Annotated in this window: 19 protein-coding genes; 7 read left to right on the top strand and 12 right to left on the bottom strand. The window is 49.2% G+C overall.

Annotated features, from left to right (window positions below; genetic code table 11):
- Nucleotides 1-104: 104 nt before the first annotated feature.
- Nucleotides 105-1,142 carry a FecR family protein gene (locus OSH01_RS04330; RefSeq protein WP_266122815.1) on the top strand — a complete coding sequence of 346 codons (1,038 nt, stop codon included), beginning with the start codon at nucleotides 105-107 and terminating at the stop codon, nucleotides 1,140-1,142.
- Nucleotides 1,143-1,156: 14 nt separating this feature from the next.
- Here the strand turns inward: OSH01_RS04330 and mnmE are convergent, their stop codons facing one another.
- From mnmE to rpmH, 6 genes are all read right to left on the bottom strand, one after another.
- Entirely contained in the window at nucleotides 1,157-2,536 is a 1,380-nt protein-coding gene (gene mnmE / locus OSH01_RS04325) for a tRNA uridine-5-carboxymethylaminomethyl(34) synthesis GTPase MnmE (RefSeq protein ID WP_266122814.1), read from the bottom strand.
- 113 nt (nucleotides 2,537-2,649) lie between these two features.
- Nucleotides 2,650-4,098, bottom strand: coding sequence for a catalase (locus OSH01_RS04320; protein ID WP_266122813.1), 1,449 nt, complete (start codon nucleotides 4,096-4,098; stop codon nucleotides 2,650-2,652).
- Nucleotides 4,099-4,345: 247 nt separating this feature from the next.
- Nucleotides 4,346-6,022, bottom strand: coding sequence for a membrane protein insertase YidC (yidC, locus tag OSH01_RS04315; protein ID WP_266122812.1), 1,677 nt, complete (start codon nucleotides 6,020-6,022; stop codon nucleotides 4,346-4,348).
- A 106-nt stretch (nucleotides 6,023-6,128) separates the two neighbouring features.
- Nucleotides 6,129-6,395: a membrane protein insertion efficiency factor YidD gene (yidD, locus tag OSH01_RS04310; RefSeq protein ID WP_376918078.1), complete on the bottom strand. Its 267-nt coding sequence runs from the start codon at nucleotides 6,393-6,395 to the stop codon at nucleotides 6,129-6,131.
- The gene (gene rnpA / locus OSH01_RS04305) at nucleotides 6,383-6,751 is read right to left on the bottom strand and encodes a ribonuclease P protein component (protein WP_266122863.1); all 369 of its coding nucleotides are present in this window, start codon (nucleotides 6,749-6,751) and stop codon (nucleotides 6,383-6,385) included. Before rnpA ends, yidD begins: the two co-directional genes overlap by 13 nt.
- Nucleotides 6,752-6,798: 47 nt before the next feature.
- Nucleotides 6,799-6,933 (bottom strand): 50S ribosomal protein L34, encoded by a 135-nt coding sequence (gene rpmH / locus OSH01_RS04300; protein WP_003800771.1) that lies wholly within the window; start codon nucleotides 6,931-6,933, stop codon nucleotides 6,799-6,801.
- A 224-nt stretch (nucleotides 6,934-7,157) separates the two neighbouring features.
- Between rpmH and dnaA the strand changes: the two genes are divergently transcribed.
- From dnaA to gyrB, 3 genes are all read left to right on the top strand, one after another.
- Nucleotides 7,158-8,558, top strand: a complete 1,401-nt coding sequence (dnaA, locus tag OSH01_RS04295) for a chromosomal replication initiator protein DnaA (RefSeq protein WP_266122811.1) — start codon at nucleotides 7,158-7,160, stop codon at nucleotides 8,556-8,558.
- Nucleotides 8,559-8,560: 2 nt separating this feature from the next.
- Entirely contained in the window at nucleotides 8,561-9,673 is a 1,113-nt protein-coding gene (dnaN, locus tag OSH01_RS04290; protein ID WP_266122810.1) for a DNA polymerase III subunit beta, read from the top strand.
- 68 nt (nucleotides 9,674-9,741) lie between these two features.
- Nucleotides 9,742-12,192, top strand: a complete 2,451-nt coding sequence (gene gyrB, locus OSH01_RS04285; RefSeq protein ID WP_266122809.1) for a DNA topoisomerase (ATP-hydrolyzing) subunit B — start codon at nucleotides 9,742-9,744, stop codon at nucleotides 12,190-12,192.
- A gap of 241 nt (nucleotides 12,193-12,433) precedes the next feature.
- Here the strand turns inward: gyrB and OSH01_RS04280 are convergent, their stop codons facing one another.
- Nucleotides 12,434-13,393 (bottom strand): tripartite tricarboxylate transporter substrate binding protein BugD, encoded by a 960-nt coding sequence (locus OSH01_RS04280; protein ID WP_376918098.1) that lies wholly within the window; start codon nucleotides 13,391-13,393, stop codon nucleotides 12,434-12,436.
- A 234-nt stretch (nucleotides 13,394-13,627) separates the two neighbouring features.
- Here OSH01_RS04280 and OSH01_RS04275 point away from each other — a divergent pair, with 234 nt between their 5' ends.
- Nucleotides 13,628-14,242 carry a flavin reductase family protein gene (locus tag OSH01_RS04275; protein ID WP_266122807.1) on the top strand — a complete coding sequence of 205 codons (615 nt, stop codon included), beginning with the start codon at nucleotides 13,628-13,630 and terminating at the stop codon, nucleotides 14,240-14,242.
- Between the two features lie 35 nt (nucleotides 14,243-14,277).
- On the opposite strand, the gene OSH01_RS04270 is transcribed toward OSH01_RS04275, so the two are convergent.
- Entirely contained in the window at nucleotides 14,278-15,816 is a 1,539-nt protein-coding gene (locus tag OSH01_RS04270; RefSeq protein ID WP_266122806.1) for an MFS transporter, read from the bottom strand.
- Nucleotides 15,817-15,966: 150 nt separating this feature from the next.
- Here OSH01_RS04270 and OSH01_RS04265 point away from each other — a divergent pair, with 150 nt between their 5' ends.
- Nucleotides 15,967-16,908, top strand: coding sequence for a 5'-nucleotidase (locus OSH01_RS04265; protein ID WP_266122805.1), 942 nt, complete (start codon nucleotides 15,967-15,969; stop codon nucleotides 16,906-16,908).
- A gap of 181 nt (nucleotides 16,909-17,089) precedes the next feature.
- Nucleotides 17,090-17,632 (top strand): aspartate 1-decarboxylase, encoded by a 543-nt coding sequence (gene panD, locus OSH01_RS04260; protein ID WP_266122804.1) that lies wholly within the window; start codon nucleotides 17,090-17,092, stop codon nucleotides 17,630-17,632.
- 64 nt (nucleotides 17,633-17,696) lie between these two features.
- On the opposite strand, the gene OSH01_RS04255 is transcribed toward panD, so the two are convergent.
- The 4 genes from OSH01_RS04255 to OSH01_RS04240 form a co-directional block, all read right to left on the bottom strand.
- Nucleotides 17,697-18,368, bottom strand: a complete 672-nt coding sequence (locus OSH01_RS04255; RefSeq protein ID WP_266122803.1) for an RraA family protein — start codon at nucleotides 18,366-18,368, stop codon at nucleotides 17,697-17,699.
- 12 nt (nucleotides 18,369-18,380) lie between these two features.
- Nucleotides 18,381-19,166, bottom strand: a complete 786-nt coding sequence (locus OSH01_RS04250) for an SDR family oxidoreductase (protein ID WP_266122802.1) — start codon at nucleotides 19,164-19,166, stop codon at nucleotides 18,381-18,383.
- Nucleotides 19,167-19,196: 30 nt separating this feature from the next.
- Nucleotides 19,197-20,000 (bottom strand): aspartate dehydrogenase, encoded by an 804-nt coding sequence (locus tag OSH01_RS04245; RefSeq protein WP_266122801.1) that lies wholly within the window; start codon nucleotides 19,998-20,000, stop codon nucleotides 19,197-19,199.
- Between the two features lie 102 nt (nucleotides 20,001-20,102).
- Nucleotides 20,103-21,074, bottom strand: coding sequence for a LysR substrate-binding domain-containing protein (locus OSH01_RS04240; RefSeq protein WP_266122800.1), 972 nt, complete (start codon nucleotides 21,072-21,074; stop codon nucleotides 20,103-20,105).
- Nucleotides 21,075-21,085: the final 11 nt, after the last annotated feature.

The following is a 21,085-nucleotide window of genomic DNA, read 5'->3' as shown; positions in this document are numbered from 1 at the left end:
GTGATATGTTTGTACATGTATGAAAGAGGCTAGTTTTATTCTATGTAAGCATAGTTGAGTGTTCATGAGGATGAGTTGTCTATTCTGTTTGACCTGGCGGTATTATGACTATTCGGCGAGAAAGTAACGTAGACAAAATCAGAGCACAAGCAGCCTATTGGTTTACTCGCATCAACTCTGGCGAGGCAACCGAGCAAGAGCTTAAAGAATTTCGTAAGTGGCATAGCGAAACCCCAGAAAATGCCCATTCTTATCTTTATATCCGCTATTTCTGCGATGCCGACTATTTACCCTCTGAGCCTAAACCTGAACCCCCATTGATTGAGGGTTCGGTTCGTGAGAGCGAACAAAGCAAACTGTGGCATTGGCTCAGTGGTGGATTGCTCTTTCTTATTGGCATGGTGGTTATGCTCTACATTTTGCAATCAGACTATCGTTTTTGGTATGAGGATGCGGGGCACACGGTATTGTCTGAGACTACCCGCACGCAATATCGGCTTTCCGAGCAAGCGTATTCAGTATTGAATCGTGGTACTCACATGCGCTATGACGACAAGCAGAGGCATGTCTATTTGGATCAGGGACAAGCCTATTTTGATATGCGAGACGAGCTCAATGATCCGATTACTATTTTTGCGGGCGAAAGTCAGATTCGCGCTCTAGGTACCAGCTTAGACGTCTTAAAAGAAGGCTCTAGAGTGCGTATTACCGTAGAGTCTGGGCATGCAGAGGTATCAGCAGGTAGTTGGTGGCGCAAACGTGTTCGACTGTTGGTGCCGGGGCAAAGTGTCGAAGTGGACGATTGGCTTGGTATGCAAAAAGTCGTTGTTGCCCCCGTAGCTGAGCGTTTAGCGTGGGTACAAGGAAAATTCTTATTTGTTAATACTCCCTTGCCTGAGGTTCTAAAAGAGCTCAATCGCTATCGTCATCAAACCTTAAGTTTGAGCCCTGGAGTCGGTTTAGAGGCATTGATGTTTTCGGGTGAATTTTCTTTAGATGAACCCGAGACGGTGCTCGAGGCCATGCTCGAGCATTTGCCAATTAGGCTGGGTTTCGGTACACAAGGGATACTGCAACCCGATAAGCAAAAATTATTGCTTAGCCGAGCGGAAATGCTGACTTTTCTTTTTGCCTTGTCTTAATGAGCGGAGGGGAATTATTTCCCTATACAAAAACTAGAAAAGATTTCGCCAAGTAGGTCATCGCTGGTAAAGGTACCCGTGATTGAGCATAGCTCCAGATGAGCTAAGCGCAACTCTTCGGCAAATAGGTCTAAAACCTGGTCACTGTGGCTGGCATGTTCGGCAGCCAATGCTAGGTGCTCATCACTACGTGTTAAGGCCTGTAAGTGGCGCTCTCGGGCTAACCAAGGGGATTCTGCTCCTGGACTCCAGCCGGCGATATCTAATAAAGCTTTACGTAGCTGATCTAAACCTTGTTGCTGACGAACAGAAATGGTTAAAGCTTGGCTATGGGCTGAGCTTTGTGGCAATGCCGCAATAGCTTGTTCGTTGAGTAGGTCTATTTTGTTAAAAACCCGTAATACGGGCGTACCAGATGGTAGACGCTGTGTGATAGCACTGTCTAAGCCGTCGTTAGGATTACGGGCATCGTGTAAATGCAGGATGACGTTTGCTTTGGCGATTTCATCCCAGCTACGGGCAATGCCTATGCTTTCTACGGTATCGTCGGTGTCCCGTAAACCTGCGGTGTCCACAATGTGTAAAGGTACCCCATCTAGATGTATTAGCTGGGTGACGCGATCGCGTGTGGTGCCGGCAATATCGGTCACGATGGCGATGTCATCGCCTGCTAAGGCATTTAACAAGCTAGATTTGCCAACGTTAGGTTGACCGGCAAGTACTACATGTAAACCTTCACGTAAAATAGCGCCTTGCTTGGCTTGTTGGATGACAGCGGCCAGCTCTGTACGTAAAGTGGCTAATTGTTCAGCCGCCTGATATTTTTCTAAGAAATCAATTTCCTCTTCTGGGAAGTCTAGCGTGGCTTCCACTAGCATGCGTAAATGAATAATGCGGTCTGCTAAGCTATTGATGAGATCGGAAAAAGCACCACTTAATGAAGCAATTGCACTGCGGGCCGCGGCCTCAGATGAGGCATCGATCAAGTCAGCGACCGCCTCGGCTTGAGCAAGATCCATGCGGTCATTAAGAAAGGCACGTAGCGTGAATTCACCAGGGTTGGCATGGCGTATGTGCTCATCCGCTCCGGCCGCTAGGCAGCGCGCTAATAGGCGCCGTAATACGGCTGGCCCACCATGCCCCTGTAGCTCTATTACATCTTCACCCGTATAGGAGTGAGGGCCTTCGAAGTACAGTGCAATACCTTCGTCAATCAGCTCGTTATCCGTATCCCTGAAGGGCAAAAAGTGCGCGTGCCTAGGGGTAAGCTCACGTTGGAATAAGGTGAGCATAATGGATCGTAGGTTTTTCCCCGAGATACGGATAACGCCGATCCCTCCTCGGCCGGGGGCGGTGGCGATAGCGACGATAGGTTGGGACTCAGAGTTAAGCATAGTGCAGGATTCAAACTGGTTAAACGCGACCTGTATTGTACGTCAGCAGCTCGAAGTCAAGACGATAGTGCCCTGCGTGAAGGACGGGCACCATCATCTAACTGTACGAGCGCTTATGCTAGCTGGCCGCGTCGTTGTAGCTCAGCGCGTACACCTGCGCCATAGGCGGGGTCTGCACGTTCAAAATGGACGATCTGGCGTTCCATGATTTCTTGGGGAATACCGTCCATTGCGTCAGCAATATTAGTAAATAGCCGCTCGCGCTCTTGCTCGTTGAAGAGTCGGAATAAAGCACCAGGTTGACTGTAATAGTCTTCATCGACACGGTGATCCCAGTGATCAGCAGCCTGTCCGTCGAGAGCTAAGCCGGGTTCGGTGCGGGGGGCGGACTGCCATTGTCCATGACTATTGGGCTCATAGTTAATAGTGCCACCTTGGTTGCCATCGACTCGCATTGCGCCATCACGATGATAGCTATTATGGAATGGACATCGAGGTGCATTGACGGGAATTTGTCCGTGATTCACGCCTAAACGATAACGTTGCGTGTCGCCATAAGAGAAGATACGTCCTTGTAGCATACGGTCAGGAGAGTGCCCTATTCCTGGCACGAGATTGGCAGGGCTGAAGGCGGCTTGTTCGACTTCGGCAAAATAGTTTTCTGGGTTACGGTTCAGCTCCAATACGCCTACGTCGATCAGAGGGAAGTCACCATGTGGCCATACTTTAGTTAAATCAAAAGGATTGATGTGATAGCTCTGGGCCTGCTCTTCACTCATGATTTGAATGCGTAGATTCCAGCGAGGAAAATTACCCTGTTCGATATTTTCGTATAAATCACGTTGTGAGCTTTCGCGATCACCTGCTACTACTTGAGCCGCTTGGGCATTGGTGTAATTGGCAATCCCTTGTTGCGATTTAAAATGGAACTTTACCCAATGGCGTACGCCTTCAGCGTTAATGAGGCTATAGGTGTGTGAACCGAAACCGTGCATTTGGCGTAAGTTTTTTGGGATTCCTCGGTCACTCATTAAAATGGTGACTTGGTGCAAGGATTCAGGAGATAAAGACCAGAAGTCCCATGCTGCGGAGGCATCGCGTAAATGGGTGCGGGGATGGCGTTTTTGAGTATGGATAAAGTCGGGAAACTTTAAAGGATCACGTATAAAAAAGACAGGCGTATTATTGCCCACAAGGTCCCAATTGCCGTCTTCCGTGTAGAATTTTATAGCAAATCCTCGCACGTCTCGTTCTGCATCAGCCGCTCCTGCTTCCCCAGCAACGGTGGAAAAACGTAAAAACAAAGGGGTACTGGTGCCAGATGTAAATACTTTGGCGCAGCTGTATTGGCTAATGTCGTGTGTAATGGTTAAGGTGCCGTAGGCGCCGGAGCCTTTAGCGTGAACGACACGCTCTGGTATACGCTCACGATCAAAGTGGGCAAGCTTTTCCAATAACCAGAAGTCTTGCATAAGCACAGGGCCACGTAATCCTGCCGTCATCGAATTTTGGTTTTCTTCAATGGGGCGCCCTGCTGCGTTCGTCAGTATTTTCTTTGTCATGACCTGGTTCCTTGTGGAGAAGTTAGGAATGGAATGAGGTAATTCGCCTGTTTTTAGTTTACTAAAAACTATCAATGATTAGAAATTGATAAATACGACCAATTCAATAGTGCCTGCCTATCGATCTTGCGTGACTGTACGGTGTTATTTCCTTGTCGTCGTAACGTAAAAAACCCGATGATGTCACACATCATCGGGTTTAGCTTAACGTAACTCCATCGTTTTAGGATGGAGTAGTTTTCACGTATTAACTATTTGCAGCCTGACTGCTTTGTCTTTCAAGCTTACGCGTAATGTATTGCTGCTGACCAATCGAGAGGATGTTGTTCACGCACCAGTACAGTACCAAACCAGCAGGGAAGAAGAACATCATGCCACCAAAAACTAACGGCATAAGCATCATAACGCGTGCTTGCATAGGATCTGGCGGAGTTGGATTCAGCTTGATTTGCAAGAACATGGTACCCATCATAATGGCGGGTAAGATAAACCATGGGTCTGGAGCAGCCAAGTTGTGGATCCAGAGAATCCAAGGCGCACCACGCATCTCTACGCTACCTAGCAGCACCCAGTACAAAGCAATAAACACAGGGATTTGAACAACCATGGGCAAACAGCCACCCAATGGGTTGATTTTTTCAGTGCGATACATTTCCATCATGGCGGCGTTAAGCTTAGCCTTATCGTCACCAAATTTTTCACGCAAAGCTTGCATGCGTGGTGTGAATTTCTTCATTTTGGCCATAGAGCGGTAGCTTGCGGCGGACAATGGGAAAAACACCAGCTTAATCAGCACAGTCAGTGCAACGATGGACCAACCCCAGTTACCGAGCAAGGCGTGCAGCCAGGTAAGGATTTTGAATAGCGGCTTGGAGATAATCGTCAGCCAACCGTAATCAACAACGAGGTCTAGGCCAGGAGCGACTGCAGCCATTGCTTTTTGATCTTGGGGGCCTACCCATAGTTGGGCATTGACTGTTTTACTGCTACCCGCATCAATGCTACCCACGGCTTCTATGCTACGAATGGCGTAAAGATTGTCACCTAGCTTAAGGGCCTGATTAGTACGTTGTGTGCCTTCAACAGGTACCCAAGCTGTGGCAAAGTAATGTTGCACCATGCCAATCCAGCCATTGTTGGCCGTCTTTTCATACTTCGCTTTGTCTTTATCAATGTCTGAAAAAGAGATTTTTTGATAACGACCTTCTTCGCTGTACACCGCAGGCCCAGTAAAGGTGTTGTACAGGCGTGAGGAGTCTGGCGGATCGTTACCGTCACGAGTTAATTGCAAATAGAGCGAAGGCTGAATGGGTTCACCGCTGATATTTTGGATATCGTGATGAACGTGTATATCGTAGCGGCCTTTGTTTAAGGTATAGGTCTTAATGACTTTAAGGCCATTGCTTTCTGCTTCGAAGACCACATTCAAGCTGTCACCTTGCAGCGTGCGCTCGGAAGATACCAAGCTAAACGGGCTAAGGTGATTAGGCCATTGTTCGCCACGGCTACCTATGACACCGGATTGGGCCAGATAGATCGAGGAGGCAGAATCATCTAACAACAGTTGAGGTTCGCCTGGCTGATCGGGGGAATCATATTTAAGTAAGGCCGCTTTTACTAATTGCGCACCTTGTGTGCTGAACGTTAGTTTATAAACGTCAGTGGTGACTTCGATCATTTCCCCTTGTGCAAGACTAGCGGGCGAGTTGCCTGGAAGTGCTGCCGGTGCTGCCGCTTGAGGGGCTTGCCCTGCGGGAACACTAGGATCGTTTGCCTGAGTTGTATTGTTGGGGGCGGCCTGAGTTTGCTGAGCAGAGCCTGAGCTAAACAAAGAAGCCTGACCATTGTATTCCTGCCAGTTATTCCAAAGCAGCAATAAAGAAAAGGTAAAGATCATCCAGAGGATGGTACGTCGGATATCCATAGCGCCTGTGCCATATTGAGAGCTAAGCAAAAGCTTAGCAGTTTAACGCAGTCAGTTGAGAAACAGTGTGATTTCGCAATAAGTTGTCTTGCGGTTGCTGTTTACATTATGACAAGCCGTGTTTTTCTGAGCGTGCTTGAGGTTGTGCTTTTGGGGTGGGTACTGGGTCGTATCCGCCCGGGTTCCAAGGGTGGCAACGACATATACGTTTGCTGCCTAGCCATATGCCTTTTGTTGTTCCGTGTTTTTCTATGGCCTCAATAGCATAGTGCGAACAACTAGGCGTGAAGCGACAGTTTCGGCCCAACCAAGGACTAATGAAAAACTGGTAAAAACGAATAGGCGCAATGGCCAGCCATTTCAAGATCGACATGCTTTGCTTAATAGAGTGTCAGCCTCTTGACGAACCAATAGTTTTAACTGGGTTAAAGAGGATGGCGGTATTTTACTATGTAGGCGAAATACGTAGTCGGTAGGCATCAGTTGTGCACGAGTATGACGAAATGATTCGCGTATTACTCGTTTGATAGCATTTCGGGTTACCGCCTTATTTGCGTAACGTTTAGGAATAATTAGCCCTAAACGAGCTTGGGGGGCTTGTTCAGAGTTAGGAGAACGTGGGCTGGTAACAACAAACAAAGCCCCACGTGCTATGCGTCGGCCTTTTAACGCCTGGGCATATTCTGTGGGGCTGTGCAAGCGAGCCGTAGCCGGAAAGGTGGCACGCATGTCAGAGTCGCAACAGGGAGGCTGATCGAGCTTCCCATGCATGTGGCTTATACAGCCAAACGCTTGCGACCTTTGGCGCGACGTGCGTTAAGCACAGCGCGACCACCGCGAGTTTTCATGCGAACGCGGAAACCGTGGGTGCGCTTGCGACGGGTAACAGAGGGTTGATAGGTGCGTTTCATGGTTTGTCCAAGTAAAAGAGCCGCCAGAAAACGCAGAAATAGTCATCTACCCCTGGTAAGTACGTCAGGACTCTGGCAACAGAAAATCTTATTAAGCCCGTTATTGCATCAAATATTTTCTATGATGTCAATCATTTAGACGGTAAGGGGTTGAATATTTACACTAGGCTGTGGATAACTTGATGCTGAAGAGGGTAGAATTGAGGTTTACTGAAGTGAAAAAAATGAATGAATTTTGGCAGTCTTGTCTCCAGGTCTTGGAACAGGAGCTTCCTCCGCAACAGATAAGCGCATGGATACGTCCATTAGTACCCCTTGAGTTCAACGAAGACTCGGGGGTTTTGCGCGTGTCTGCGCCAAATCGCTTCAAACTGGATTGGGCCCGTAAAAACTTTTCTGGTCGCATTGAACAATTGGCCAGTGATTTTTATGAGCGCCCTGTTCAGTTGCAGTTGGAGCTGGCCTCTCAAGTTGCTAGTCCGCAACGTCGTACTCTGGCTGATCGAGCCCCGGTCACCGCTACCGGCGAGTCCTCGGCAGCCATAGGTACTTCTGCGTCAACTAGCCCCGCCTCAGCGGCGGTGGCCGAAGCAGTACAGGATCGCTCACGTTTAAACTCAGACCTAACTTTTGATAATTTTGTCACCGGTAAAGCCAACCAATTAGCCCGTGCAGCAGCGCTACAAGTGGCTGAGAACCCCGGTGTATCGTACAACCCCTTGTTTTTATATGGTGGCGTGGGGTTGGGGAAAACCCATTTAATTCACGCCATAGGTAATGCCTTGGTGGCCAACGGCAACGGTGTGCGGGTACGTTATGTACATGCAGACCAGTATGTGTCAGATGTGGTCAAGGCCTACCAGCGCAAAGCATTTGATGAATTTAAGCGTTATTACCATTCCCTTGATCTTTTGTTGATTGACGATATTCAGTTTTTCGCTGGGAAAAATCGTACGCAAGAAGAGTTCTTCTATGCATTTGAGGCTATGGTGGCCCAGCGCAAGCAAATCATCATTACGTCGGATACCTATCCCAAAGAATTAGCGAATATTGATAGCCGTTTAATTTCTCGTTTCGACCAAGGGCTAACAGTGGCCATTGAGCCGCCCGAGTTAGAAATGCGCGTGGCGATTCTATTGCGAAAAGCCCAAACTGAAGGCATCAGCATGCCCGAAGAGGTAGCGTTTTTTATCGCTAAACATTTGCGTAGCAATGTGCGTGAGCTGGAAGGGGCTTTGCGCAAAGTTTCCGCTTACGCTAGGTTCCACGGGCGTGAAGTTCTTACTGTAGAAGTGTGTAAGGACGCGCTTAAAGACCTGCTGTCTGTGTCGAATGGACAGATCACAGTGGAAAACATTCAAAAAACAGTCGCTGATTTTTATAAAATCAAAGTGGCGGATATGTATTCCAAGCGTAGACCCGCTAATATTGCTATGCCTCGTCAGGTGGCAATGTACTTGGCAAAAGAATTGACCCAAAAAAGCCTACCCGAAATCGGTGATTTATTCGGTGGGCGTGATCACACAACCGTGCTGCATGCAGTGCGGAAAATCTCGGATGCTCGTACCAAACAGGCAGAGCTTAATCATGCTTTACACGTACTAGAACAAACCCTCAAAGGATGACCATGCAACTTGTTCAAGCGACTCGCGACGACTTGCTCAAACCCTTGTCCACTGTTGTTGGCATTGTTGAGCGTCGGCATACTTTACCGATATTGGCCAACATTCTGATTCAGAAAAACGCGCAAGACTTGTCTTTTTTGGCGACTGATTTAGAGGTGCAAATCACTACTCGTAGTCAGTTTGGAGTGGGTGATAGCCAAACAGCGACGACAGTAGCAGCGCGTAAGTTGCTGGATATTTTGCGGGCTTTGCCCGATTTTGGTGACGTACGTTGGGCGCTAGATAATGGCAAACTGACCATACAAAGTGGTAAAAGCCGTTTTCAATTGCAAACCCTTGAGGCAGCCGACTTCCCCACTTTAAGTCAGCCTGAAACATGGGATGTGTCGTTTAGCTTGCCGCAAAAAACGCTTAAGCACCTGTTTAATACGGTTCATTTCGCTATGGCGCAGCAAGACATTCGCTATTACTTGAATGGTATGTTGTTTGTGTTTGAGCCCGGTTTAGTGCGCACTGTGACGACCGACGGGCACCGTCTGGCACATAATGCCACTGAGGTTGAGTCAGGCATTGAGGCACGTCACGATGTGATCGTACCGCGTAAAACCGTCTTGGAAATGCAGCGTTTGCTGGCAGAAACGGACGAGCCAGTGCAAATTGATGTGGCGGCAGGTCAAATACGGTTCCGTTTTGGTGGGGTCGAGTTGATTTCCAAGCTTGTAGAAGGCAAGTTTCCGGATTTTGCTCGGGTTATCCCTTCTACCTATACGCGTCACTTCGATTTGAAACGTGAAGCGCTACAAGGTAGTTTGCAACGTGCTGCTATCCTCACCACTGATAAGTTGCGTGGCGTGCGTTTGCAACTTTCACAGAACACACTGAAAATTTCAGCTTCTAATGCCGAACAAGAAGAAGCCGTCGAAGAGCTAGACGTAGATTATGAACATGAGCCGTTAGATGTAGGCTTTAACGTTAGCTATTTGTTGGACGTGCTCGCCAATATTAAAGATGAAACGGTGCGTTGGTCCGTTCAGCCTGATGCGAACGCTTCTGTGCTTATGACCTTACCTGAAGAAGATTCCTTCAAGTATGTTGTCATGCCAATGCGCATTTAATTTATTGCTTGAATAGGCGCATCCTTGCGCCTACTTGATGTAAGCAGGCTATTTATAGGTTTTTATACATGACCGATCAAACCACGAATATGCAGGAAGCCGATTACGGTGCCGATTCGATCAAAATGCTTAAAGGGCTGGAAGCGGTACGCAAGCGCCCAGGCATGTACATTGGCGACACCTCAGATGGCACTGGCTTGCACCATATGGTGTTCGAGGTTGTGGATAATGCTATTGACGAAGCCCTAGCTGGGCATTGTGACGATATAGTGGTCACCATCCATGCCGATAACAGCATATCGGTTCGCGATAACGGTCGTGGCATTCCTACCGACATACACAAAGACGACGAACATCAGCGTAGTGCAGCTGAAATTGTGATGACTGAACTGCACGCTGGCGGTAAGTTCGATCAAAACTCTTATAAAGTTTCTGGTGGTTTACATGGCGTAGGGGTCTCGTGTGTTAACGCTTTATCTGAATGGTTGCGCTTAACCATTTGGCGTAATGGTAGCGAACATCTGCTTGAGTTTAGCCGTGGTGAGCGTTTGGAGCCTTTACGTGTAGTTGGCCCGACCGAGCGTAGTGGTACTTGCGTGCGGTATTTGGCAGACGCGGAAATTTTCAACAACATTGAATACCATCATGAAATTTTAGCCAAACGTTTGCGCGAGCTCTCGTTTTTGAATAATGGCGTGAAGATACGCTTGGTTGATGAGATTCAAGGTATCGACGAAGACTTCGCTTTCTTAGGTGGTGTCAAAGGTTTTGTTGAATATATCAATCGCAACAAAACAGCCTTACACCCGAATGTGTTTGCGGTAAGCACAGAGTCTGATGCGGGCGGGGTAAGTTTAGGTGTGGAAGTGGCGATGCAATGGAATGACAGCTACGCGGAAACCGTGCTGTGTTTCACTAATAATATCCCACAGCGTGATGGTGGTACACACTTAACGGGTTTGCGCGCGGCGATGACCCGTGTCTTGAACAAATATATCGCTGATAACGACTTGGCCAAACGCGCCAAAGTGGACACAGCTGGCGATGACATGCGTGAAGGCTTAGCGTGTGTTTTATCGGTCAAAGTGCCCGAGCCTAAGTTTAGTAGTCAAACCAAAGACAAACTGGTCTCCAGTGAAGTGCGTCCAGCCGTTGAAGAGGCCGTAAGCCGCACACTAGAGACTTGGTTGTTAGAAAACCCCACCGACGCTCGAGCCCTCTGCAATAAAATCATTGAAGCGGCACGAGCACGTGAGGCCGCGCGCCGAGCACGTGAGATGACACGTCGTAAAAGCGTGTTGGAAGGGGCCGGCTTACCTGGGAAACTGGCAGATTGCCAAGAGAAAGATCCTGCGCTAAGCGAGTTGTATATCGTTGAAGGGGACTCTGCTGGCGGTTCCGCCAAGCAAGGCCGAGACCGAAAGTTTCAAGCTATTTTGCCCTTGCGCGGTAAGGTATTAAACGTAGAAAAGGCGCGTTTTGATCGTTTGATTTCGAGCGAACAAATTACTACCCTGATTACGGCACTGGGTACTAGCATAGGGCCCGATTTCGATATAGAAAAGCTGCGTTATCACCGTATCATCATCATGACTGACGCGGACGTCGATGGTGCTCACATCCGTACTTTGTTGTTGACCTTGTTGTACCGTCAGATGCCCGAGCTTATTGAGCGTGGGTATGTGTACATAGCCCAGCCGCCTTTGTATCGAGTCAAAGTGGGACGCGAGGAAATGTACTTGAAAGACGCTGCCGAAGAAGCGGAGTTTATGCTTAAGCTGGCGCTTAAAGACGCTGTGCTGATTCCTCGTCAAGGCGGTGAGCCAGTAACAGGTGAAGCTCTGTCTGATTACGCCCATCGTTACATACAAGCTAACGCAGTCATCGAGCGTCAGTCGCGCTTGATGGATACCGATGCTTTGTCGGCGATAGCAGAAGGGGTCAGTATCACGCTTGATAGCGAAGCTCAGGCGCAGGCCAGTGCAGAAGCCTTGCAAGAGGCCCTATTTGATCCTGCGACACCGAATGTGGTGAAGGTGTTTGCGACGGCAGATGAAAGTGGCGAGAATTGGAGCGTGGTGGTGCAGCGTTTACACCATGGCAATATCCGCGTTACCGTGTTTGATCGTAGCTTTGTTCGCGGGGCTGACTATCAAACCTTGGCACGTGCAGGCGCTATCTTTAAAGGTCTAATCGGTGAGGGTGCTGTAGTGAGCCGTGGTGAGGGCGAGCGTCGCAAAGAGATTCGTGTAGACGATTTCCGCCACGCCATTCAGTGGCTACACAGCGAGGCAGAGCGCGGTGTTACCAAACAGCGTTATAAAGGTCTTGGTGAGATGAATCCTTCGCAACTGTGGGAAACCACCATGGATCCTACGGTGCGTCGTCTTTTGCAAGTAAATGTCGCCGATGCGATACGTGCGGATGAGGTCTTTACCACCCTAATGGGCGACCAAGTCGAGCCCCGCCGTGCATTTATTGAAACGCATGCCTTACAAGCTGGAAACCTTGACGTTTAAGCGGTGTTGATTTTGGGAGTAAAAAAGCGGCCTCTTTTTAGTGGCCGCTTTTTTATACGAAGTGAACGTTTCACTGGGGTCTTGAGCCCCTGGAATGGTGTGTCATGCTTGAGTTTATTTAGTCATGCTTACGCTATATTTGATGTAATTCGAGAAAACATCATTTAATAGTGAATAAGTAGCGATACAACAATAAGGGGGCGCCATGGCGCCCCCTTATTGTTGAGGTATCACCCTTACTTTATTGGGCTTCTATCCCCGACTGTTTAAACAGCTCCGCCCATTGGGGAACTTGTTGGGCCACTTTTGCTTGTAGGGCTTCAGGGGTGGCGTCATCGATAAGCACGGTTGCGCCCAGAGCGGCCATACGCTCTTGGAATTTAGGATCTTTCAAGCCAGCTTGTAGTGCTTTATTTAGGGTTTTGGTGACGTCTTCAGGTGTCCCTTTAGGTGCCCACATACCGTGCCAGATGCCTACTTCGAAGTTATCGAAACCAGCTTCTTGCATGGTGGGTAAATTGGGTAAGGTAGCGACTCTAGTGGGGCTAGTGACAGCGTAAGCTTTCACCGAGCCTCCATTGATATGCTGTGTGGTATTGGTGGTTTGATCGCACAGCACATCCACTTGTTTACCCATCAGATCAGCCATGGCAGGAGCCGTGCCGTTATACGGGACGGTGAGTATATCGACACCTAGAGCATTGAGCAGCATGGTGCTGCACAGATGGCTGGCCGCACCAATGCCAGCATTGGCCAGTGAAATGCTGTCTTTATTGGCCTTCATGTATTCCACCAATTCTTCAATCGTATTGGGCGGAAAGTCAGAGCGGGCGATAATGGTCATGGGTACATCAACTACCAAGCCTATGGGTTGCATGCCCTCTAAAGCATCGTAGCCTGGATTTTTGTATAAAGATGGGGCAGTGGAAAAACCGATGTGCATAAGCAAGATGTTATTTCCATCGGGTTTGGCGCGTGCTATTTGCGAGGTGCCTAGGGTGCCCCCTGCTCCGCCTCGGTTTTCGATGATGACGGTCTGGCCTAACTCATTACGCATGGCCTCGCCCAGCGCTCGGGCAACGTTGTCAGTGGGGCCTCCTGCCGCAAAAGGCACTACCATGTTAATAGGACCGCTAGGGTAGTTGTTGGCCCATGTGGCCGAGCTTAGGGCTATGCCTAGGCCTAGGCATAACTTGGACATCACAGCTATTTTCATGTCTCTTCCTTATAGGTAATTATTGCCCTGGGTAAGGGTTGCTGTATCGATGTGCTACGAATGAGATTGTATGGAAAACCAGAGATTAGTGATAACGGGCATAACCCTTACGACTTTGGCGTTACGGGCTTAGGCTAGCTGTGTAGGTGAAGCTTGCAGTGCGGGAATAAACTGCGTAGTGTGAGAACCTGTGATTGATAGAACAAACAGAGGCGGATAGTGCAGGAAGAATATTATTTTTATGAGCCTAAGCTAGGGCATGGCTTAAAGCATGACCCGATAAATGCGATAGTTGGTCCTAGGGCAATTGGCTGGATAGGCACAAAAAGTAGCAGTGGCACATTAAATTTAGCGCCTTATAGTTTTTTTAATCTGTTTAATTATCGGCCACCTATCATTGCGTTTTCCAGCTTGGGCTATAAAGATAGCTTGCGTAATGTAATGGAAACAGGCGTTTTTACGTGGAACTTAGTATCGCGCGATTTAGCTGAGCAGATGAATCTTAGCAGCATAGAGCAGGCAGTCCCCGAGTTTGAGTTCGCCGGGCTAACCCCTCTTGATGCACGTAATGTTGATGCTCCCCGTGTAGGGGAAAGCCTAGTGTCGTTCGAGTGTCGCCTTACCCAACATTTGCGCTTACAAGACATAAACGAAACAGAGTTGGACACGTGGATGGTGTTTGGTGAGGTAATTGGTGTGCATATTGCACCTAGCTGTCTGGTAGAGGGCGTGTATAACACCAGCCATGCACAACCCGTTTTACGTGGTGGTGGCGCTGGTGATTATTTCACGATTACGGAGGCGGCTAAGTTTGTGCTGCGGCGACCTAAGTAAGTATTGTCTTGATGTGCGCACGCAGCCAGGTAAGTTTAGTTGGTACTTTGCTGCCCGGGCAGCAGGTGGGTAGGCACAAGTGGAGTGCGCCAGCCGATGATACCTAGCGCTAAGGTAACGAAAGCAAGAATGCCACAATACCAAGCTAGGGCGGAATCTAAACCGATAAAATCGGCTAACCAGCCTAATGCCAAGGTGGGCACAATGGCACCTAAATAGCCAATAATCAGGTAAGTAGAGGTCATTCCTGCCCGTAAGTGGGAGGGGGCCACCTTATTAACGATGCTCATTCCACCTAACATGCAAAAGCCGTGGCCAATGGAGGTCATGAGTATGCTAAAGACGAATAGCCATGCGGAGGCGGACTGAATGTTTTGCCCTAGGCTGATGCAAGCTAAGGTAAAGGAAGCCAAGCCCAACAAGACGCATTTTTTGCTATGTACGCGCCGCGCCAGGAGTTGGGTGCCCGAGGATAAAAATAAAATAATACCTATAGAGAATCCGCTGACTACGGGGCCATGCCAGGGCACCATGTTTTCCATAAAACTAGGTGCTAATGACGCATAAAGGCTGAACATGCTAAAGGCGCAACAGGTTGCCAGACAGCCTAATAAAAATGGTCTACGCAGGCCTGCCGATGGCAATACGATAGCGGGCAAGTAATCGCGCCATGAGTAGTTGTGTTGGGTGCGCGGCACGGGCGGAGGACTAATTTTATACAAAGCATAAATAGCGAGCACCCCGAGTAGTAGGGACGGAATATAGCTGCTCACCAAGGGGTTGGGCAGCCATTGCGCAATAATGCCGCCCACTACGGGACCTAAGCCAAATCCCAAGGCTAGCATTAGGGTGGTGGAGGCGGCCGCTCGTTGTATGTCGCCCGTGCGATTAAGTTTGCTCAGCCCCAGTGAGGCGGAAGTAACAATCATGCTAGAGGCAAGGCCAATCAATATTCGGCTAAATAAAAAGCTACTTAAGTCCCACGCGATGGCAGAGAAAAATAGGCCCAATGTGACTAAGCATAAGGCTATACGTAGCACCAGTAGATAGCCTTTACGATCACTCAGACGGCCTAGGAAGAGTAAGCTTGCCAGCGCTGATCCCATGTACACCACATACAGTACGGTGATGTCACCGGGGCTTAACCCCCAGCGCAGTTGATACAAAGGGTACAGTGGGCTGACTAATGCCGTTCCCATTACCCCTACGCACATGGCGAAGCAAATCCATAAATAGGGGTCCCAATATTGAGTTTTTTTTCTTGGTGTAGGTTGGCTTAAGGCAATGACGTTAAGGCTCTGGGTATGGGTTGACTGAGCGTTAGGCGCTAAAAGTGCAATTTGCTCAAAAATGATTTGATTCGCTTCAGCTTGATGAAAGGCGTCATAAGCTGCACGGCTTTGCCATACTTCGTAGAGTTGGTAGTGTTGATCTTGGTCGTCTTGTTGAAGTATGTCAAAACGCAAACAGTGGCTATTGGCTTGGGCTCGCCGCGCCATTTTTTGAATGTCGGCGTGCAAATCCGTATTGGGTAGCAATTGGTAAGTGAACTTGCGACAGTAAGTTGCACTCATAAAAATATCCTTGGGCTCAATAGCAAAATACAAAGGATACTCTTTCAACTTTACTTGTCTAGTGTTCTGGCTGTAAAGCGAGGGGTATGTGTTGGCGCCCTGCCCTCGTAACGATTAGTATAGGCAAATCTCAAGGTTTTGGAGCTCAGCATGTCTTACGACTTAGATAAGCGTTTAGTAATAGGGTTGGCCTCAAGCGCCTTATTTGATTTGGTAGAGTCTGATCATGTTTTTCGTACGCAAGGCGAGGCTGAATATAAAAAATATCAGTTGGCCCATGAAACGGAGGCGTTTGCGCCAGGGGTAGCGTTTCCTTTTATTAAACGCTTGTTGGCGTTAAATGATTTGTCGCCAGATGATCCCGTGGTGGAGGTAATGCTACTTTCACGCAATGATCCGAATACGGGTATGCGGGTGATGAACTCTATCCAGCATTATGGGTTGGATATTAGTCGTGCTATTTTTTTGCAGGGAGCCGATCCTTACCCCTACATTCCTGCACTGTCTATCAGTTTGTTTTTATCAGCCAATGAGCGGGATGTGCGAGCGGCTGTGCAAGCGGGCTACCCAGCAGGGCAGGTATTACGGACGGCCTTTCAAGATGACTACAGTGATCCTCATGTGCGGGTAGCCTTTGACTTTGATGGCGTCATTATTGATGATGAGGCCGAGCAGATTTATCAGGCCGAGCGCAATTTACAGCATTTTATGCAGCATGAAACTGAGCGTGTACGCACGCCCCATAACCCTGGATTATTGCAAGGTTTTTTGACGAAGCTGTCGCGTTTACAGGCCTTAGAGCAAGAAAAGCAGCAGCATGAGCCCAAGTATCAACCACGCCTTAGGATTGCTATTGTGACGGCTAGGAATGCACCTGCCCACGAGCGGCTGATCTACACCATGCGTAGTTGGGGCATAGATGTGAATGAGGCTTTTTTTCTGGGTGGGGTTGAGAAAAGACGGGTCTTAGAGGTATTACAGCCACATATCTTTTTTGATGATCAAGCAGTACATTTAGAGTCGGCGGCGCACGCATCCCCCTCGGTACATATCCCCTTTGGTAAGGTCAATTCGAAGCAGTCCAAGTCGTGAACAGCCTTATTGGACGAGGGTTTATTTGTTGTACATAGCCTATCACTAGGTAGAAAAAGCGCAGTGTTCTTAAGCCTAGGTATATGATGCTGCTTTCAGGGGCTGATTCGCTGCAGGTCATCAGTCCGCTTGTTGGTATGTTACCGATGTATTGCTGCATTGGTTGGAATAGAGTGTCGTCATGAAAAAAGTAGTCAGTGCCAAGTTACATGGTATCAGGGTAACCGGGGCAGACCTTAACTATCATGGGTCTATTACTTTAGATCCTGAGGTGTGTGAACAAGCGGGTATTTTGCCCATGGAGTTTGTTGAGATTTGGAACAAAGATAGCGGAGCCCGGATTTCAACCTATGTCATTTATGGTGAACCCGGATCGCGTTGCTGTGTACTCAATGGCGCTGCCGCGCGTACCTGTCAGAAAGGCGATACGGTCATTATTTGCGCCTCTGAGTATATTGATACGGCGCAGTTGTACGACGTGCGTCCTACCGTTTTAACCTTTACGCCCGATAACGAAATAGATGAAATCATGTATTACGAAGTGCGCAAGAGCGCCGCACGTGATTTTGATTTTCAAGTCGTGCGCGAAGGGCGAGCTCAAGGCGCCGAGCGTACATTACGCAGCGTAGATGTCGATGCCTTAGCACAAGATTTACGTGCACGTGGACTAGATGACCGTGCGATTGCCGATTTGCTGTCTTGCCACTTAAGTCAATTTCAGTAAGCTGATTTATTGACACTGCCCTGGCGACAAGCATGACTTACCAACTTGTCGCCAGAGAACAGACTTAAACGTGTCCGTATTGCGCCAAGGCCTCAGCCAATGTCATGCCCTTGGAGAGATCTTCACGTATAGCCACTTCCTGGGCCGTCAACGCTTCGGTTTTCTCAAGCACGGTTTGAACGATGGCTTGTGGGACAACGATGGCCCCATCAGAGTCGCCTAATATAAAGTCACCGGGCTTGACTTCCACCCATGTGCTGCAGGCACCACGCAAGAATACGGGGATTTGCCACGCATTCACTTTCCAGCGGCTAATGGACTGCACTGGAGTGCGATAACGCGCGAAGACGGGAAAAGCCTGCTTGTCTATCCAACGTGTGTCGCGTATGCCGCCATCTGCCAAGGCCCCTTTGCATCCCTTTTCCTTCATGCCGATAGCTATTAATTCGCCAAAGTAGCAGATACCCTCGCCGTTTCCTGCCCAGACGGAAATATCCCCCTCGCCCAGTCCAGCACACGCCGTCATTTTCTCTTTGTCGCCCCCCAATGGATAGGGTGTCATTTGGCCTTGTATGGTGTAAGCCCAGCCAGCCAGAACGCCGCCTTCGGTTTGCTGAGCAAAGTCTTGCGCTAGACCTTGGTTAGGGTACCCCAGCTCGTCCAAGACATCGGCCACATTTGAGGTGTCCAGTTTCAGAAAACGCTCACGTATTTCCAGTTTTTTTGCTTGATCCATGATTAGCTTCCTTTAAATAGCATTGATGAGGCCACCATCCACACGTAGGATGCTGCCTGTAATATAAGAGGCCTGCTCGCTGGCTAGATAAGCCACGGTGCTGCCGTACTCACTGGGTTTGCCATAGCGGCGCATAGGGATGCTAGCGGTGCTTTCTTGGCTGACACTCTCTACGCTGCGGTTTTCGCGTTGAGCCTTGGCTACATCCAGGGCGTGGATTCTAGAGGTAGCAATACGGCCGGGCAAAATGATGTTGGCGGTAATTTGATCAGCGGCTACTTCGCGCGCCAGAGTTTTTGACCATCCCACTAAGGTGGAACGTAGAGCGTTGGATACACCTAGGTTGGGAATGGGGGCTATCACACCTGATGAAGTGCTGGTGATAATTCGCCCCCAGTTTGCTGCCCGCATACCGGGTAGCACTTTTTCGGTCAATTGGATAACGGATAGCACCATAGACTGGAAGTGTGTTTGCCACTGCTCCACGCTTACTTCGCCCAGTAGATTGGGTGGTGGACCGCCGGTGTTATTGACCAGTATGCTGACGGGGCCAAGCAACTGTTGGATGTGTTCAAGCTTGGCGTCATAGCTGTCTAGGTCGGCCAGATCCCACTGTAAGGCATGGGCTTGATGGCCTGCGTCACGAATTCGGCTAACTGTAAGCTGAGCACTTTCTTCCGATAAGTCGCATACCATCACACGGGCCCCCTCAGCAGCTAATGCTTGGGCAATGGCTCCCCCTAGCCCCCCGCCTGCGCCTTGTACCAAGGCTACTTTATCTTTAATACCTAAATCCATCGGGAATTCTCCTGTTCAGTGTTGAAGCGACTAGGTGCCAACTCGCAACGGTGCATTGATTTTGCGTAATAGAGCGATCACACTTTGCGCGGTGATGCGGCCCGTGCGCGGGTTGCTGCTGGGGATGTTTTGAATCTCCATATTTAAAACTGCAGCATCGGAGTCCACCTGTATTCGGTGTATGTTGCGCGTCACAGTAGGATCGGCCCAAATTTCCAAGCGTGTCTTATCGGGGCCAATGCCAGCCAATGACAAACTGACTGCGACGTTCAAGTTGGCTGGAAAACCAGCAGCTGCTTCACGGGCAGTACCATCAAAGATTTTGGTGGGCTCTTGCAGGCCCAGCACATCAATGTTGTGTTGTTCCAAATACGGAGCGCCTAGCAAGCCAGCGGGTGGCTTGCGGGTAATCATGCGTACCTCATTGACCTGCCCCTGAGCCGCAGCACTTACTGCGTCGAGTCCTAATAAGGCGCCGGTGGGTATCAGTATGGTGCCGCCATGCTCTCTGGCCAGTTCGATGAGTTCGGGGTGATTAAGTAAGGCGCCGGAGCTAAGTGTCAGTACCTGTTTGCCCGCTTTGAGAAAAGGTTTGGCGATGGTCGATAACTGACTGGCAGGAGCGCACTCAATGACCAAGTCACACAAGGCTTCTAAGCCTGCGATATCGGTGATGGTGGGGGTGCTGCGTAAATGGCTGATGTCCGGCGGCTGTTGAGGGTTACGTACGGCAATGGCGCTTAGTTGTAAACCGTCTTGATTCTGATCTAATGCTGCAGCCAGGTCACGGCCTATTGCGCCGTAACCGGCTATCCCTATACGTAAATGCTTCATTGATACTGTGCTCCCTATAAAGCATAGATTTTTTAATGCTGAATCTATAGTAGGGGGCGCAGGAACTGCGGACAAACTATAAAAATTTCTACGATGACATAGTTAAACTAATGCGTTGCGTGTAATTTCGGCTTGTCCTAGTAGCCAGTCGCGAAAGGTACTGACGGCAGGTCGTGGCAAACTGTTGTCATGCGCTAATAGGTAATAAGCTCCTGCACTGTTTTGTAAGGCTAGGTCAGGTAGGGCCTGGATCAGCTCTTTTTGGCCTGGGTAGCCCTGCAGAAGCACATCGGGGACTAGCGCTACTCCTTGGCCCGACTGAGCAAGTTGTAAAGCAATATAAAAGTGGCCGCATTCAATTTGTTGGTGTTCAAGATTGGCATTCGCCTGGTGGGCGCGAAACCAGTCGCGCCATGCATTAGCGCGTGTGGAGTTTTGTATTAAGGGTACTTTTTGTAATTCAGCAATAGAACGGATGGGGCCCACCCGCTCGTACAGCTCGCGGGCCATAATCGGTACCAGTCTGTCGCGGAATAGATAGTCAGACTGCACGCCGTTCCAATGGCTCACTAAATCAAGGTCAATGGTCGGGGCAAGGGCGGGATAATGCTGCCCTGGGAGCTTCCCTACCCGTATGGCCAAATCTATGCCGTCGGTGCTCATATTTAAACTGCGTATGTCTGAGACTACGCGTACTTCAATCGAGGGGTGTTGCGTTGCAAAATCAGCTAGACGAGGCATTAGCCACAGGACGCTGATGGTCGGCATGGTCTGTATGGTGAGCGTATTGGTAGTGTTTTTCTGCATAATACGCTGCGTGGTTTTTTCCAAATCTTCTAGCAGGTAACGACAGACGGTGTAATACTCCAGCCCCGTTTCGGTGAGTTCTAATTGACGTGTCTTGCGCAGAAATAAGGTTTTCCCTAGATAGTCTTCCAGTTTACGCACTTGCTGGCTGATGGCGCCTTGGGTGACGCAAAGCTCATCAGCAGCAAGAGTGAAAGATAAATGCCGGGCCGAGGCTTCGAAGCAACGTATAGCGGGTAGAGGGGGGAGTTGGCGGCGTACAGTCATGAAACCAAGAG

It is taken from the genome of Alcaligenes endophyticus (genome assembly GCF_026344035.1).
GTDB classification, from domain to species: domain Bacteria; phylum Pseudomonadota; class Gammaproteobacteria; order Burkholderiales; family Burkholderiaceae_B; genus Alcaligenes; species Alcaligenes endophyticus.
Note: the sequence above shows the minus strand (reverse complement) of the source record. Positions and strands in the feature narration are given on the sequence as shown.

Bases quoted from the DNA above. Each gene is read 5' to 3' on its own strand.
- OSH01_RS04330 (WP_266122815.1), top strand. From the start codon at position 105: ATGACTATTCGGCGAGAAAGTAACGTAGACAAAATCAGAGCACAAGCA.
- mnmE (WP_266122814.1), bottom strand. From the start codon at position 2,536: ATGCTTAACTCTGAGTCCCAACCTATCGTCGCTATCGCCACCGCCCCC.
- OSH01_RS04320 (WP_266122813.1), bottom strand. From the start codon at position 4,098: ATGACAAAGAAAATACTGACGAACGCAGCAGGGCGCCCCATTGAAGAA.
- yidC (WP_266122812.1), bottom strand. From the start codon at position 6,022: ATGGATATCCGACGTACCATCCTCTGGATGATCTTTACCTTTTCTTTA.
- yidD (WP_376918078.1), bottom strand. From the start codon at position 6,395: ATGTCGATCTTGAAATGGCTGGCCATTGCGCCTATTCGTTTTTACCAG.
- rnpA (WP_266122863.1), bottom strand. From the start codon at position 6,751: ATGCGTGCCACCTTTCCGGCTACGGCTCGCTTGCACAGCCCCACAGAA.
- rpmH (WP_003800771.1), bottom strand. From the start codon at position 6,933: ATGAAACGCACCTATCAACCCTCTGTTACCCGTCGCAAGCGCACCCAC.
- dnaA (WP_266122811.1), top strand. From the start codon at position 7,158: ATGAATGAATTTTGGCAGTCTTGTCTCCAGGTCTTGGAACAGGAGCTT.
- dnaN (WP_266122810.1), top strand. From the start codon at position 8,561: ATGCAACTTGTTCAAGCGACTCGCGACGACTTGCTCAAACCCTTGTCC.
- gyrB (WP_266122809.1), top strand. From the start codon at position 9,742: ATGACCGATCAAACCACGAATATGCAGGAAGCCGATTACGGTGCCGAT.
- OSH01_RS04280 (WP_376918098.1), bottom strand. From the start codon at position 13,393: ATGTCCAAGTTATGCCTAGGCCTAGGCATAGCCCTAAGCTCGGCCACA.
- OSH01_RS04270 (WP_266122806.1), bottom strand. From the start codon at position 15,816: ATGAGTGCAACTTACTGTCGCAAGTTCACTTACCAATTGCTACCCAAT.
- OSH01_RS04265 (WP_266122805.1), top strand. From the start codon at position 15,967: ATGTCTTACGACTTAGATAAGCGTTTAGTAATAGGGTTGGCCTCAAGC.
- panD (WP_266122804.1), top strand. From the start codon at position 17,090: ATGAAAAAAGTAGTCAGTGCCAAGTTACATGGTATCAGGGTAACCGGG.
- OSH01_RS04255 (WP_266122803.1), bottom strand. From the start codon at position 18,368: ATGGATCAAGCAAAAAAACTGGAAATACGTGAGCGTTTTCTGAAACTG.
- OSH01_RS04250 (WP_266122802.1), bottom strand. From the start codon at position 19,166: ATGGATTTAGGTATTAAAGATAAAGTAGCCTTGGTACAAGGCGCAGGC.
- OSH01_RS04245 (WP_266122801.1), bottom strand. From the start codon at position 20,000: ATGAAGCATTTACGTATAGGGATAGCCGGTTACGGCGCAATAGGCCGT.
- OSH01_RS04240 (WP_266122800.1), bottom strand. From the start codon at position 21,074: ATGACTGTACGCCGCCAACTCCCCCCTCTACCCGCTATACGTTGCTTC.